Source organism: Streptomyces sp. NPDC050485, from assembly GCF_044458185.1.
GTDB lineage: Bacteria > Actinomycetota > Actinomycetes > Streptomycetales > Streptomycetaceae > Streptomyces.
Map to the genome: position 1 here is coordinate 95110 of NZ_JBITHR010000026.1, position 13426 is coordinate 108535.

Below are 13426 nucleotides of genomic sequence, written 5' to 3' on the forward strand. Positions count from 1 at the left end.
CGGGACCGAGTGCGGGGACGTACGTACGACTGGCTAGGGGTTTGACCCTCAGCTCTCAGCCCTTGAAGCGCGGGAAGGCGGACCGGCCCGCGTACACCGCGGCGTCGTCGAGGATCTCCTCGATGCGCAGCAGCTGGTTGTACTTGGCGACGCGGTCCGAGCGGGCCGGGGCGCCGGTCTTGATCTGGCCGCAGTTCACCGCGACGGCGAGGTCGGCGATGGTGACGTCCTCGGTCTCGCCGGAGCGGTGGGACATCATGCACTTGAAGCCGTTGCGCTGGGCCATCTCGACGGCGTCCAGGGTCTCGGTCAGCGAACCGATCTGGTTGACCTTGACGAGCAGGGCGTTGGCAGAGCCCTCCTCGATGCCGCGGGCCAGGCGCTCGGGGTTGGTGACGAAGAGGTCGTCGCCGACGATCTGGACCTTGGCGCCCAGCTTGTCGGTGATGACCTTCCAGCCGGCCCAGTCGTCCTCGAACAGCGGGTCCTCGATGGAGACCAGCGGGTAGGAGGAGACGAGCTCCTCGTAGTACTCGGTCATCTCGGCGGCCGAGCGGGACTTGCCCTCGAACTCGTACAGGCCGTCCTTGTAGAACTCGGACGCGGCGACGTCGAGCGCGAGCGCGATGTCCTTGCCCGGGGCGTAGCCGGCTTCCTTGATGGCCTCAAGGATGAGGTCCAGGGCCGCGCGGTTGGACTCCAGGTTCGGCGCGAAGCCGCCCTCGTCGCCGAGGCCGGTGGACAGGCCCTTGCGCTTCAGGACGCCCTTGAGCGTGTGGTAGACCTCGGCGCCCCAGCGAAGGGCCTCGGAGAAGGACTCCGCGCCGATCGGGGCGATCATGAACTCCTGGATGTCGACGTTGGAGTCCGCGTGGGAGCCGCCGTTGAGGATGTTCATCATCGGAACGGGCAGCAGGTGCGCGTTCGGGCCGCCCAGGTAGCGGAACAGCGGCAGGTCGCTGGCCTCGGAGGCGGCGTGCGCGACGGCGAGCGAGACGCCGAGGATGGCGTTGGCGCCGAGCGAGCCCTTGTTGTCGGTGGCGTCCAGGTCGAACATGGCCTGGTCGATCAGGCGCTGCTCGGTGGCGTCGTAGCCGACGAGCTCCGGGCCGATCTGCTCGATGACGGCGAGGACGGCCTTCTCGACACCCTTGCCGCCGTAGCGGTTGGGGTCACCGTCGCGGAGCTCGATGGCCTCGAAGGCACCGGTGGAGGCGCCGGACGGAACTGCAGCACGGCCGGTGCTGCCGTCGTCGAGGCCGACCTCGACCTCGACCGTGGGGTTGCCTCGGGAGTCCAGGATTTCCCGGGCTACGACGACGTCGATGGACGGCACGAGCATCTCCTTCTGGGATGTGACGCTAGATGTGACGCAAGCAGTGCGGGGCCGCGCAGGGGTCGCTGCGGCCTTGCGACAAGAGCCTAACCGGCTCCGGGGCTCCGGCCAGCCGAGTGCCCGCCTCCTGGGACGAAAAAGGGCCCAAGGACCCTGAATCCCGGTCAAAGGACCGCAGGACTACTGCCGGGTAACAGAACGAACCCCGGCCCGGCGCGTACGGGGGAATGCGCGCCGGACCGGGGGGACTTGGGGCTTTTCGGCCTCAGCCGAGGTGGAGCTTCTGACCCGGGTAGATCAGGTCGGCGTCCTTGACGATGTCCTTGTTCAGCTCGAACAGCTTCTGCCAGCCGCCCTTGGTGCCGTTGGCGGAAGCGATCTGGCCGAGGGTGTCGCCGGCCTTGACGGTGTACTCGCCATTGCCCTGCTTGACCGGCTCGGTGCGCTGCTCGCCGCGGCTGGCCTCCGGCGCGGACTCGGTGCGCTGGGTCTTCTGCTGCGGCTTGGTCTTCGGCTTCGAGGACGGCGACGACTTCGAAGAGGACGACGAGGAAGAAGAGGACGAAGAGGACGAGGACGACGACGAGCCGGAGGTGTCCACGTTGGCCTTGGCGCCGCCGGAGGTCAGGTTGCCGGCGCCGGCGCAGGACCAGGCGCCCGGGCCCTGGATGGCGAGCAGCTTCTCGGCGGCGGCTATCTGCTGGCCCTTGGTGGCGAGGTCCGCACGGGCGGCGTACTGGGTGCCGCCGGCGGCGGCCCAGGAGGACTGCGAGAACTGCAGGCCGCCGTAGTAGCCGTTGCCGGTGTTGATGGACCAGTTGCCGCCGGACTCGCACTGGGCGACCGCGTCCCAGGTCTGGACGGAGGCGGCGGAGGCCGAGCCGGCCGCCATCAGCGGGGCGGCGACAGCGGCGCCGGTGACGCCGGCCAGCGTGACGACACGGACGGCCTTGGACGGGCGACGGTGCTTGCCCTTGCCGGAAAGCAGCATGGAGGTTCTCCTCACCGACGCCTGCGAGGTGAGCTGTCGGGTTCGGGCGTGAGCTGCCCGGCCGAGCGCCCCAGCGCCCGTCTTCACCCCAAGCCGGCCGACAGTTGCTTCAACTGCCGGGCCCGGCACTTACCTTGGGTCCCCCGCTCCTGCCTACGGCGCATAAGCGTCGACTGTTCCCGTCGGCCGACGGCAGGATTCGGCGTGCTCGGTCGACGGGGCTCGTGGTGACGAGCGGTTCCGACGAAAACACACGGCCCGCCAATGTTCAAAGACGCCCATCGGGGAGAAAACGCCCCTACTTGCCGATACAGAAGGGGCGTTTCCGCAGGTCGGGGGCGGGACGGACGGACCGGGCAGACGGGACACGCCAGTTGGGGCGAAGAGACCCATGTCTCACTTGGACAGAACGGACATACGCCCTCGAACTACCCCTACTTCGGTACCGAGTTCGGGGCGGCGACGGCAGCCGCGGCGGCCTTCAGGTGCAGGCTCTGGCCAGGCAGGATCAGGTTCGGGTCGGTGCCGATCAGCCGCTCGTTGGCGTGGTAGAGCGCGGGCCAGCCGCCCTGGATCTTGTTCGCGTCGGCGATGACCGAGAGATTGTCGCCGGGGCGGACGGTGTAGTCGCCGCTCGCGGCCGGGGTGTTGCCGGCCTCACGTGATCCACCGTCACCTCGCGAGGCGTGCCGTCCCGCATCGCGGCCGTCGGCCGGGCTGCCCGAAGTGCCGGGGGCGGTCGGGGCGGGCTGTCCGGTCGGGGTACCGGTGCCGGAGCCGGTGGTGCCGGGCGTCGCGCCCCTGCTCTCCTCCGGTGCGGGCGCCCCGCGGTGCTTGCCGGGGCTCGCCGGGGTGGACGCGGAGGGCGTCGGCGGCTTGGCCGGGTCGGCCGGCTTCGTGGCGCCCGGCGAGGGCGTGGCCGGGGTGGTGGGGACCGCGGGCGTCGGGGCGACGGGCGCCTTGGTCGCCGGAGCGGTCGGCACGATGGACCCGAGCGGGTCGGCCGGGTCCGGCGTCGCGGGCAGGCCCGGGTCGACATCGGCCGCGCCGCCGCCCTTGGTGAGCCCGCTGGAGCAGTTCGCGAAGGCCTTGGTGCCCTGGGCCGCGAGCACCTTCTCGGCGACGGCTATCTGCTGGGCGCGGCTGGCGAGGTCGGCCCGCTGGGCGTAGTCCGTACCGCCGAAGGCCTCCCAGGTGTCCTGCGAGAGCTGGAGCCCGCCGTACAGGCCGTTGCCGAAGTCGGCGCTCCACATTCCGCCGGACTCACAGGTGGCCACCTGGTTCCAGGAGTGCGCGTCCGCGGCGTTGGCGCCGGTCGCGGCGAGCAGCGGAAGTGCGATGGCCGATCCGGTCACCCCTGCCGCGACGACGAGAGCGGGTGCCTGGCGGGGCCGACGATGCTTCCCGGAGCGCATGGATAAGGCCTTCCGTGTGACTGCTGAGCCGAATGAACGGTGAACGTAGCCGTACTCGAACGCCTGTCACAAGTCGATGCACCCGGGATCACATAAAAGTCACAGTCTTGACGGTTCGTCAGATGAGGTCGTTCCGGGCGGCGGCGTGAACTCGACCGGCAGGGTGCGCAGTCCGCGCATGATGAGCCCGCCGCGCCAGCGCAAATCGGTAGGTTCCACCGCGAGCCGCAGGTCAGGGAGGCGCCGCAGCAGGGTCTCCAGCGCCGTCCTGCCTTCGAGCCGGGCCAGTGGCGCACCGATGCAGTAGTGGATCCCGTGGCCGTATCCGAGGTGCTGGTTGTCCCGGCGGCCGAGGTCGAGCGTGTCGGGCTCGGCGAAGCGCTCGGGATCGCGGTCGGCCGCGGCGAGCACCACGAGCACCGGGTCGCCCGCCGCGATGTCCTGGCCGCCGATCGTCAGAGGCTCGGTGGCGAACCGCCAGGTGGCCAGCTCGACCGGCCCGTCGTAGCGCAGCAGTTCCTCGACGCCGGTCTCCAGGAGCCCGCTCTCCCCCGCGCCGATCGAGGCCTGGAGCCGCTCGCGCTGCTCCGGGTTGCGCAACAGGGCGTACACCCCGTTGCCGATCAGATTGACCGTCGTCTCGAATCCGGCGAACAGCAGGATGAAGGCCATGGCGGCGGCCTCGTTCTCCGTCAGGTGCTCACCGTGGTCGCTGGCCCTGATGAGCGCGGAGATGAGGTCGTCGCCGGGGTTCTCGCGCTTCTTGTGGATGAGCTCGGCGAGGTAGTTGCGCATCTTCTTCACCGACCGGGCGACGCCGCCGCGCGGGCCGCCGCCGTGTCGGATCATCATGCCCGCCCAGTCGCGGAAGTCGTCCTGGTCCTCGCGCGGGACGCCGAGCAGATCGCAGATGGCGTAGATGGGGAGCGGGAAGGCGAAGTCGTGGATGAGGTCGGCCTCGCCCTTCGCCGCGAACGCGTCGATGAGCTGATCCGTCAACTCCTGTACGCGCGGCGCGAATTGGGCCACCGTGCGCGGGGTGAACGCCTTCGCCACCAGGCGCCGAAGGCGGGTGTGGTCCGGCGGGTCGATGTTGAGCAGATGCGTCATCAGCTCGGCCTTGCGCTCGCCCGGAATGCCCGTCTTGCCCTTGGCGTGGGCCGGCTCGTCGTGGTGCGCGGGGTTCTTGGAGAGCCGCTGGTCGGCGAGGGCCTGCTTGGCGTCCCCGTACCGCGTCACCAGCCAGGCCTCGACGCCGCTCGGCAGCTTGGTGCGGTGCACGGGGGCGTGCTCGCGCAGCCAGGCGTAGGCCGGGTACGGGTCGGTGGCGAACTCCCAGGTGAAGAGTTCGGGGGCGTCGGGGATGGACGGCTGGTCGTGCATGCTCCGACACTAACCGCCCTCCTTCTTAGGGGAGGGGGCGCGCTCTGCTCCCTGCCCTGCGACCCCGCCGTCGGGGCGGGAGGAGCGGGAATCCGCCGCCGGCATGCAGTCCTGCCGATACCGGAGGCGGAGTTCGACCCCATCTCCTGGGCCAACTCGCGCCCCGTAGAACCCTGTTCGGTGCGCAGCTCACGCAGCCGCGCGCCGAGGGCGGCTCTTGCTCGCTGGAAACCGGTGGTCACTCGGTGGACGGCACCTGGCCCGCGAACACGTCGCAGGGGACGGCGTGATGCCGGGCCGCATCACGGACCTGGCAGGCACGCACCACTTCCACGGGGGCCGTGATCAGTTCGACGCCGGTCATCCGGTCGTCGCCCTCGAAATGAATCCGCGCGATCACGCGCGAATCGAAAAGCCAGCGCTCTTCTCCGGGCAGTCGTCGAGCAACTGCCATGCGGTGAGGGCGAGTCGGGCCCGCAACAGGCCGGTGGGCTCGGTGAGTTCGATGCCCAGCGTCTTCCCGATCTGTTCGAGGCGGCGGGCGACGCTGCTGTGGTGCAGGTGGAGACGGTCGGCGGCCCGGCGCAGGGAGCCGGTGGCGCAGTAGGTGTCCAGGGTCGCCAGGTCGTCGGGGCTGCCGGCGATGCGGGCGATCGCGGCCACGTCGGCGTTGTCCCGGGCGGCTTCCTCGGGTACCTGCGCGAGAAGTGCCAGCGCGCCCAGGGCGTCGTAGTGGACGACCGGCCGGCGCGCGGTGGTGAAGCGGAGGGCGGTGCGGGCTTCGAGCCAGCACCGGTCGGGGCTGTCGGCGGCGCCGATGCCCGCGCGTACGCCTGCCGGAAGCCGGGCCGGGTCCGTGGTGGTGGCCAGGACGACGCCCACCCCGGCGAGCGGTGCCGCCTTCACCGGGCGGGCCGGGCAGAGCAGGCCCGCGACCCGGTCGAGCGGGAGCCGGGACCGTACGGCGACGACGTGGACCGGCAGATCGGCGGCGAAACCCAGCAGCCGCAGCGCCCTCGCTCTGGCCGCCTCGTCGCTGTCGGCGCTGATCACCAGCTCGACCAGGGCGGGGTCGGCCATGGTGGTGCGGGCCGGGCCGTACCGCTCGACGACCGCGGCGGCGGCGATGGCGAGCCGTTCGAGGAGCAGTTCGTCGAGCGGGCCCGGCGAGCCGGGGCGCTCCAGCCACACCGTGCCGATCTCCTCCTCGTCCAGCGTGATCGCCACCCTGGTGGACGCGGGCGACGGCGGGCCGGGCGCCTCCCGGCCGTCGGGCGCCATGCGGGTCGCCCGCCCCGTGCCGTGCAGCCGGATCCCGGCCGCGCACTCGGCCAGGCCCGCCGAGGCCCGGGCCAGCGCGGGAAGATCCACCCGGCGGCGCATCAGCGTGTCCTAGAACATGACGACGCGCAGCGCGCCTTCGGCCTGTGCGTCCAGGTTCGAGAGCCGCAGGACCAGTGCCTCCATGATCCCGAGCATAAGCGCCAATCGGCGCGGGATCCGGGCCTGATGGCCGACGGATGGCGGACGACCCCGGGCGGTGGCGGCCGCGAGGATGGCCGGCATGGACCCTGAACTGGAAGCATTTCTCCCGTTGTTCCCCAAGGCGGACCTGTCCGACCCGGCCGCCGCGCGCGAGGGCCTCGCCCGGCTGGCCATGTCGGCGCCCGCGCCGGACACCACGGGCCTGGAGATCGAGGACCGCACGGTGGCCGCCGATCCGGAGGTGGCGGTACGGATCTACCGCCCGCGCCGGGCGCAGGGCGCCGTCGTCTGGCTGCACGGCGGTGGTTTCGTGATGGGCGACCTGGACACCGAGCATCCGTGGGCCGCCCGGGTCGCGGACGGTTCCGGCGCGGTGCTGATCTCGGTGGGCTATCGCAGGGCCCCCGAGCACCGGTTCCCGGCCGCCCTGGACGACGCCTGTGCCGCGCTGGCCTGGACGGCCGAGCACGCGGCCGAGCTCGGCATCGACCCGGATCGGATCGCCGTCGCAGGCCACAGCGCGGGTGCGGGGCTCGCGGCGGCGGTGGCGTTGCGGGCGCGTGACGAGCAGGGCCCGCCGATCCGCTTCCAACTCCTCAACCAGCCCCAGCTCGACGACCGGCAGGAGACGTGGTCGGCGCGGCACTTCACCGACACGCCGTGGCTGACGCGCGGCAAGGTCACCGCGAGCTGGGGGCACTATCTGGGCGCCACGCCCGCCTCGCCGTACGCCGCCCCGGCCCGGGCCGCCGACCTGTCCGGACTGCCGCCCGCCTACATCGCCACCGCAGAGTTGTGCCCGAACCGCGACGAAGGCATCGACTATGCGCTGCGCCTGCTCCAGGCGGGCGTACCGGCCGAACTGCACCAGTGGCCCGGCACGTTCCACGGGTCGCAGGCGATCCTGTCCGCCGAGATCTCCCAGCGGCAGCTCACCGAACTCACCACGACCCTGCGCCGCGCCCTCGCCGAGTAAGGCAGCCGCGACCGACCGGCCCGGGCGGCAGCTCACCGAATTCACCACTACCCTGCGCCGCGCCCTGGCCGAGTGAGACGGCCGCGACCTGCCCGGCCACCCTAGGGGGTGTCCGGCGGATCATGGCCGGGGTCGCGACGCCTGGCACGGCACCTCCTGGCGGCGGGGGCTACTCCGCCTCCTCCGCCGCCCGGATCGCCGCCCGGTAGGCCCGTGCAGCCGCCCGCAGCGCGGCCTCCGGGTCGACCCCGGACGCCTCCGCCTCGGTCGCAAGGGCCAGGAGGCGGTGGCCCACGCCCTCACCGGCGGGGAGCGGGACCGCCAGGCCCGCGGTCCTGGTCCGGGCCGACAGCTTCGCGGCCAGCGCCAGCGCGGGCTGGCCCAGCGGGACCCCGTCCGTCACCGACGCCCGCTGCTTCTCGACCGCCTTCATCCGCAGCCAGTGCTCCTTGACCTCCTGGGGCGTCTCGGCGCTCTCGTCGCCGAAGACGTGCGGATGCCGGTGGATCAGCTTCTCCACGATGCCGCCCGCGACGTCGTCGACGGAGAACGGCGCCTCCGGGTCCTCCTCGGCGATCCGCGCGTGGAAGACGACCTGGAGCAGCACGTCGCCGAGCTCCTCGCGCAGCTCGTCGCGGTCGCCCTCCTCCACCGCCTCGACCAGTTCGTACGCCTCCTCAAGGGCGTACTTGGCGAGGCCCTTGTGGGTCTGCTGCGAGGACCAGGGGCATTCGCGGCGGATGCGGTCCATGACCTGGACGAGGTCGAGGAGGCGGGCGCCCGGCAGATCGTAGGAGCCGGGCAGCAGTTCCAGGTCCGGCATCTGCACCCGCCCGGAGCCGGCGAGCCGGGCGAGCCCGTCCGTCAGCCGCCGGTCGCCCTCGCCGGAGGGCAGCACGACGACGGTACGGCCCCCGGCGCAGGCCGCCACCAATTCCTGCGCGTCCGGCGCCGAGACCTCGGCCTCGACGCCGGCCTCGCGCAGATACGGCAGCTGCGGGTGCCCGGCGTCGGGGCACAGCACGAGGTCGGCGGCGCGCAGGGTCTGCCACGCGGGCCAGGACAGGAGTCCGGGGGCGACCCGGTGGCTCGCGGTGAGCAAAACGATTCGGCCGGGTTCTTCAACAGCAGTCACCCGTCGAACCTACCGCTGGCTCACGAGGCGCTGCCGCTCAGCCCGTCGAGGCCGGGTCTCCCGGGGTGCTCTGCTGGTCCTCGGGGGCGGCCTGGGGGGCGGCGGCCTGTTTGGTCTTCGCGATCCAGGGGGCCTGGTAGTCGGCGAGCTGGATCTGGCTGGCGTTCCAGCTGCCGTAGCGCGGGTTCACGTCCACGCCGAGGTCCTTGGAGGCCTTGACCAGGGCGGGCAGCAGGTCCTGCTGGGTGCGGGCGCCGATCTTGGCGGCCAGCTTCTGCTCGGTGACCTGGCGCTGGACGTACGCGTCGATCTGGTCGGGGGCGAGCCCGCCGTTGGTGAGCGCCTGCTGGCGCAGCTGGTCCTCGCCGCCGGCCTGCTGGACCATCGCGGCCCGTGCGTCCTGGATCTCCTTGCGGCTGACGCTCACCCCGGCCTGGTCGGCCGCGTGCCCGAGCACCTTGTCGAAGATCAGGTTGCTGAGTTTGACGCGGCCGAGCTGGCCCGAGTCCTTGATCAGCTGGGCGGACTGCGGGGAGTTCTGCTGCGCCGTCCGGACGTCCTTGACCTCGGCCTGGAGCGCGGATACCTCGATCCGCTCGCCCCCGACGACGGCCGCGGCCCCCGGGTGGGCCGTACTGCCGCAGGCGGTGAGGAGCGGGCCCGCGGCGAGCAGGGCGACGGAGACGGAGAGCGCGGTGCGACGACGGCGGTGCAAAGGAGCCTCCCGGCGGAGCAGATACGTGCGGCGTGGCGACGGACCTTGCTGGGGGGTGTCCGGCGGGTCACGGCCGGGGTCGCGGGGTCCGGCACGGCACCTCGCCGCGCCCCGCCCCGTCCGACCCTGACCCGCCGGACACCCCCCAATACCTTGCGGTGATCGATGGTAGGCAGTCGGCGAGGCCGGGGCCACTGATTCGCCCAACGATTCGCAACCCTTGTCGGTCGCGCGGGTGAAGCGGGGTGAAGCCGCGCCGTCCATTGCGTGAACTGAAGCCCCGGCCCGCTGCGTTGCCGTCGGGGGTCCGGCATATTCGACGGCAGCGCACAGCAAAGGACCTCGATGCCGACCCTCGAAGCCGCCCCCGCCCTGCCGGTGGCCCCGGTGCGGATCGCAGCCGCCCGCCGGCCCCGCACCCGGGCCGCCGCCCTCTCCGCACTGATCACGTTCCTGGCGGTGTGCGGCGCGGACGCGGTCGCCGGGGTGATCCCGCTCGGCCCGCTCCAGCGCCACACCCGCAGCATCAACGACCTGGGCAACCAGTTCATCCCCTTCCACGAGCACCTGTGGGACCTGCTGCACGGCCGCGCCGACGGCGGTCTGCTCCTCAACTGGCAGTCCGGGTACGGCACTTCGTTCCTGCCCGACCTGGGTACGTATCTGAGCAGCCCGTTCGCCCTGCTCGTCGGGGTCTTCCCGCGCGACCGGATCGACCTCGCGGTGTATGTGATCACCGTGCTGAAGATGGCGGCGGCGGCCGTCGCCATGACGGTGCTGCTGCTCGCGCTGCGCCCGGCGGCCCGGCACTGCTGGGCGGCGGGGGTGCTCGGTGCCTCGTACGCGCTGTGCGGCTGGTCGGTCCTGGAGTCGACGTACAACCCGATGTGGCTGGACGGCCTGATCGCCTTCCCGCTGCTGTGCCTGGTCGTCCAGTGGGCGAGGTCGGGGCGGCGGCCCGTGGTCGGACCGCTGGTCGTGGCGCTCGCCTGGATCGCCAACTTCTACACGGCGTACATGGCGACGATCGGCGCGGGTCTCGTCCTGCTCCTGCTGCTGTTCGTGGACCGCGAGACCGATGCGCGGGGCCGGGTGCGGGCCGTCCTGGTGGCCGCGCGGTCGGTCGCGATCGGCATCGGGCTCTCGGCACCCGTGCTGTTCACCATCTATCTGGGCACCAAACACGCGCATCCGGGCTGGGTGCGGGAGTTCCAGCCGGTCTCCTGGCCGGACTACCTGGCCCGCACGCTGCCCGGCACGTACTCCTTCTCCTCCCCCGCCGTCTTCCTCGGCACCGGCGCACTCCTGCTCGCCTGCACCCTCGCCTTCCACCGCGCGGTCCCGCGCCGCGAGCGCTACGCCTGGACCGGCCTCGCCCTCGCCGTCGCGGTGTCCTTCCAGTGGAAGCCCACCCATCTGGCCTGGCACGCCTTCGCCACCCCCAACGGCAGCCCCTACCGGCAGACCTTCGTGCTGTGCGGCATCCTCGTGATCGCCGCCTGGATCTCCCTGTCGTACGGGATCCCCGGGCGCCGCGCGCTGCTCGGCGGGGGCGGCGTACTGGCCCTGATCGCGGCGGGCGCGGCCTTCAGCGAGCTGATCTCGGCATGGACGTACCCGCTGTTCGCGCTGGGCCTCGCGGCGGCGGTCGGCGCTCTGCTCCTGATGCGCCGGGGCCGGCGCGGGATCGTGATCACAGCGCTCGCCCTCCTTGCGGGCGCGCAGATCGCCCAGGCGGGCGTGACGGCGGCGTACGGGGACCAGCAGCGGGCGGCCCGGATGGACGGCTACCCCGCCTGGAGCGCCGAGCACTCGGCGCGGGCCGCGCTGGAGGCGGACGCGTCCGGCTGGCCCGCCCACCGCACCGATCCGGGGCAGCGGCAGATCACCAACAACGACCCGCTGCTGCTCGGCGGCGAGGGCGGCGCCTACTACTCCAGCCTCACCCCGGAGGTCCTGAACCGTACGATGACCGCGCTCGGCGGCGGCTGGACCTCGCGCGGGCGGGCGGTGCAGAGCCTGGACAACCCGGTGACCGACGCGATCTTCTCGGTGGGCGCGCGGGTGCGGGTCGCGGAGAAGGGCGGCACCCCCTCGCTGATCCGGGCCGCCGCGACGCCGCCGCTGGTCACCGTCCGGCCGCCCGCACCCCAACCGGCGTACGGCAGCAACCCGTTCCGCAACCAGGAACTCCTGCTCGGCGCCCGGGTGTACACGACGCGCACCCTCGCGCAGGGCTGCCCCGGCGGGACCGACATCTTCCTGTGGGCCCCGGAGCACTTCGGCAGCGCCCGCCTGGGCCAGGGACCGGCCGTCGAGATGCGCGGCGGCGCCCCCAGCCGCCGGGCCCCGCTGATCCCGTTCGGCACCTCGGCGGGCCCGGGCCGCGCCTCGCACATCACGCTGACCCCCGCCGACCGGAACGCGGAACTCGGCTGTCTGGACCGGGCCGCCCTGAACCGGGCGGTGGACCGGCTGCGCACCACGGGCGCAACGAAGGTCGACGTCTCGGACAGCGGCGTACGCGCCGAACTCCCGCCCGGCGCGACGGGTACGGCGGTGTTCGCGATGCCCCGCATCGCGGGCTGGACCTGCCGGGTGAACGGGTCCGCCGCGACCCCGGCGGGCGACTACCTGGGCCTGGTCGCCGTCCCGCTGACCGGCCGGGCGCAGTCGCTGGAGTGCAACTTCCGCCCACCGGGCCTGCGTTCGGGCTCACTGGTGGGAGGGGGAGCGCTGCTGGCGCTCGCGGGGGTGGCGTCGTGGGGGCCACTGCGGCGCAGGGTCGGCGCCCTGAAGGGGCGCGGGGCTGTGACACCATGCGGCTCCGCCGCGATGGGGGTCCCCCCTGTTCGAGCGAAGCCGAGAACGTGGGGGAGCGACCAGCCACAGTAGGCTCGCACCCGAAATACGCCGCTTCCCGCGAAGCGCCCGCCCAGCCCCCGCGGACCTCGCGCCGGCGGGCCAGGGGGGACCGACGGGGCCGGCGGATCAGCCCGCCGGGAGCTGCTGGGTGGGGCAGGAGTCCAGGACCGTCTTCATGGCGGCCTTCTCGGCGTCCGTCACCCACACCCCGTACTTCTTCTTCACGGCCACCTGGTCCGCCACGTACGTACAGCGGTACGCCTGGTAGGGCGGCAGCCAGGTCGCCGCGTCACCGTCGCTCTTGCGGCGGTTGGCGCTCGCGTCCACGGCGATCAGATTGAGCGGATCGTTGGCGAACTCGGTCCGCTTCTGCTTGTCCCACTGCTGGGCGCCCTTCTGCCAGGCGTCCGACAGCGCCACCACATGATCGATGTCGATCTTGCTGGCGCCGCGCTGGAACTGGATGGACTCCCCGGTGTACGGGTCGCGCACGAGCGTCCCGGACGCCACGTCGCACTTGTCCTTGAACTTCACGTCCTTGAGGTCCCGCTTGAGTATGTCCTCGCGGGTCGCGCAGCCGTTGTGGTCGGTGTCGGTCCAGCCCTTGCCGAACTGGTCGCGGCTGTAACCGGTCTTCGGCGCCCGCCCCTTGACGGTGAGCGAGTCGGCGGCAGCGAGCGCGGAGCCCGCCGCGCCCTTGGGTCCGGGAGCGGCGCTCGGCGATCCGGAAGCGGCGCCGGGCGCCTTCTTGGCGCTGTCACCACCGCATCCGGCGAGCACGAGCGAAGCCGCGAGGGCGGTTGCTGGGAGGGCGATTCGGTAGGTACGCATCAAGGCGGGCCGTCCTGGCAGGAGTTGGCGGAACCTCGTCATCCTAGGTAGTCCTACCCGGCAGACCACGGACCAATGGTCCCGAAAGGGACAGCCGTCCGGCCTTGATCACCGCGGCGCGACCGGCGTACGGGACCGGGCGCGGACCGCGCTCCACAACACCCCGGCGGACACCGCGAGGGCGGGGGGGGGGGGGGGGGGGGGGGGCGGCGGCCCGGCCCCCCCCCCCCCCCCAAAAACAGAGGCGCACGACAGCGGGGGGGTGGTGCTCGTCGGCCACGGTCACGGGAGCGC

Annotated in this window: 12 protein-coding genes and 1 riboswitch; of the genes, 2 read left to right on the plus strand and 10 right to left on the minus strand. The window is 72.4% G+C overall.

Going from position 1 to position 13426, the window contains the following annotated elements:
- Positions 1 to 55 precede the first annotated feature (55 nt).
- The 7 genes from eno to ACIBK6_RS35255 form a co-directional block, all read right to left on the minus strand.
- On the minus strand, positions 56 to 1342 hold the full coding sequence (gene eno, locus ACIBK6_RS35225) for a phosphopyruvate hydratase (RefSeq protein WP_399056372.1): 1287 nt from the start codon (positions 1340 to 1342) through the stop codon (positions 56 to 58).
- Positions 1343 to 1601: 259 nt separating this feature from the next.
- A complete protein-coding gene (locus ACIBK6_RS35230; RefSeq protein WP_399056374.1) occupies positions 1602 to 2327 on the minus strand; it encodes a transglycosylase family protein in 726 nt (241 codons plus the stop codon).
- A 3-nt stretch (positions 2328 to 2330) separates the two neighbouring features.
- A riboswitch (cyclic di-AMP (ydaO/yuaA leader) is annotated at positions 2331 to 2498 on the minus strand.
- 263 nt (positions 2499 to 2761) lie between these two features.
- Positions 2762 to 3742 carry a transglycosylase family protein gene (locus ACIBK6_RS35235; RefSeq protein WP_399056376.1) on the minus strand — a complete coding sequence of 327 codons (981 nt, stop codon included), beginning with the start codon at positions 3740 to 3742 and terminating at the stop codon, positions 2762 to 2764.
- A gap of 99 nt (positions 3743 to 3841) precedes the next feature.
- On the minus strand, positions 3842 to 5125 hold the full coding sequence (locus tag ACIBK6_RS35240) for a cytochrome P450 (RefSeq protein WP_399056378.1): 1284 nt from the start codon (positions 5123 to 5125) through the stop codon (positions 3842 to 3844).
- Between the two features lie 238 nt (positions 5126 to 5363).
- Positions 5364 to 5525 carry a DUF6879 family protein gene (locus tag ACIBK6_RS35245; RefSeq protein ID WP_399056380.1) on the minus strand — a complete coding sequence of 54 codons (162 nt, stop codon included), beginning with the start codon at positions 5523 to 5525 and terminating at the stop codon, positions 5364 to 5366.
- Positions 5522 to 6508 carry a helix-turn-helix domain-containing protein gene (locus ACIBK6_RS35250; protein ID WP_399056381.1) on the minus strand — a complete coding sequence of 329 codons (987 nt, stop codon included), beginning with the start codon at positions 6506 to 6508 and terminating at the stop codon, positions 5522 to 5524. Before ACIBK6_RS35250 ends, ACIBK6_RS35245 begins: the two co-directional genes overlap by 4 nt.
- Before the next feature lie 9 nt (positions 6509 to 6517).
- Positions 6518 to 6691: a hypothetical protein gene (locus ACIBK6_RS35255; protein WP_399056384.1), complete on the minus strand. Its 174-nt coding sequence runs from the start codon at positions 6689 to 6691 to the stop codon at positions 6518 to 6520.
- Between ACIBK6_RS35255 and ACIBK6_RS35260 the strand changes: the two genes are divergently transcribed.
- Positions 6690 to 7586 (plus strand): alpha/beta hydrolase, encoded by an 897-nt coding sequence (locus ACIBK6_RS35260; protein ID WP_399056386.1) that lies wholly within the window; start codon positions 6690 to 6692, stop codon positions 7584 to 7586. The two genes, ACIBK6_RS35255 and ACIBK6_RS35260, sit on opposite strands and share 2 nt — an antisense overlap.
- A gap of 169 nt (positions 7587 to 7755) precedes the next feature.
- On the opposite strand, the gene ACIBK6_RS35265 is transcribed toward ACIBK6_RS35260, so the two are convergent.
- Both ACIBK6_RS35265 and ACIBK6_RS35270 read right to left on the minus strand, forming a co-directional pair.
- Positions 7756 to 8721: a nucleoside triphosphate pyrophosphohydrolase gene (locus ACIBK6_RS35265; RefSeq protein ID WP_399056389.1), complete on the minus strand. Its 966-nt coding sequence runs from the start codon at positions 8719 to 8721 to the stop codon at positions 7756 to 7758.
- 37 nt (positions 8722 to 8758) lie between these two features.
- Complete coding sequence (locus ACIBK6_RS35270; protein WP_399056391.1) at positions 8759 to 9436, minus strand: SurA N-terminal domain-containing protein; 678 nt, start codon at positions 9434 to 9436, stop codon at positions 8759 to 8761.
- A gap of 345 nt (positions 9437 to 9781) precedes the next feature.
- Between ACIBK6_RS35270 and ACIBK6_RS35275 the strand changes: the two genes are divergently transcribed.
- Complete coding sequence (locus ACIBK6_RS35275) at positions 9782 to 12331, plus strand: YfhO family protein (protein ID WP_399056393.1); 2550 nt, start codon at positions 9782 to 9784, stop codon at positions 12329 to 12331.
- 96 nt (positions 12332 to 12427) lie between these two features.
- Here the strand turns inward: ACIBK6_RS35275 and ACIBK6_RS35280 are convergent, their stop codons facing one another.
- On the minus strand, positions 12428 to 13132 hold the full coding sequence (locus tag ACIBK6_RS35280) for an HNH endonuclease family protein (RefSeq protein ID WP_399056395.1): 705 nt from the start codon (positions 13130 to 13132) through the stop codon (positions 12428 to 12430).
- Between the last annotated feature and the right edge of the window lie 294 nt (positions 13133 to 13426).

Excerpts from the sequence above, each read along its gene's own strand:
- ACIBK6_RS35240 (WP_399056378.1), bottom strand. The coding sequence starts at position 5,125 with ATGCACGACCAGCCGTCCATCCCCGACGCCCCCGAACTCTTCACCTGG.
- ACIBK6_RS35230 (WP_399056374.1), bottom strand. The coding sequence starts at position 2,327 with ATGCTGCTTTCCGGCAAGGGCAAGCACCGTCGCCCGTCCAAGGCCGTC.
- ACIBK6_RS35280 (WP_399056395.1), bottom strand. The coding sequence starts at position 13,132 with ATGCGTACCTACCGAATCGCCCTCCCAGCAACCGCCCTCGCGGCTTCG.
- ACIBK6_RS35250 (WP_399056381.1), bottom strand. The coding sequence starts at position 6,508 with ATGCGCCGCCGGGTGGATCTTCCCGCGCTGGCCCGGGCCTCGGCGGGC.
- ACIBK6_RS35260 (WP_399056386.1), top strand. The coding sequence starts at position 6,690 with ATGGACCCTGAACTGGAAGCATTTCTCCCGTTGTTCCCCAAGGCGGAC.
- ACIBK6_RS35235 (WP_399056376.1), bottom strand. The coding sequence starts at position 3,742 with ATGCGCTCCGGGAAGCATCGTCGGCCCCGCCAGGCACCCGCTCTCGTC.
- ACIBK6_RS35275 (WP_399056393.1), top strand. The coding sequence starts at position 9,782 with ATGCCGACCCTCGAAGCCGCCCCCGCCCTGCCGGTGGCCCCGGTGCGG.
- ACIBK6_RS35255 (WP_399056384.1), bottom strand. The coding sequence starts at position 6,691 with ATGCCGGCCATCCTCGCGGCCGCCACCGCCCGGGGTCGTCCGCCATCC.
- eno (WP_399056372.1), bottom strand. The coding sequence starts at position 1,342 with ATGCTCGTGCCGTCCATCGACGTCGTCGTAGCCCGGGAAATCCTGGAC.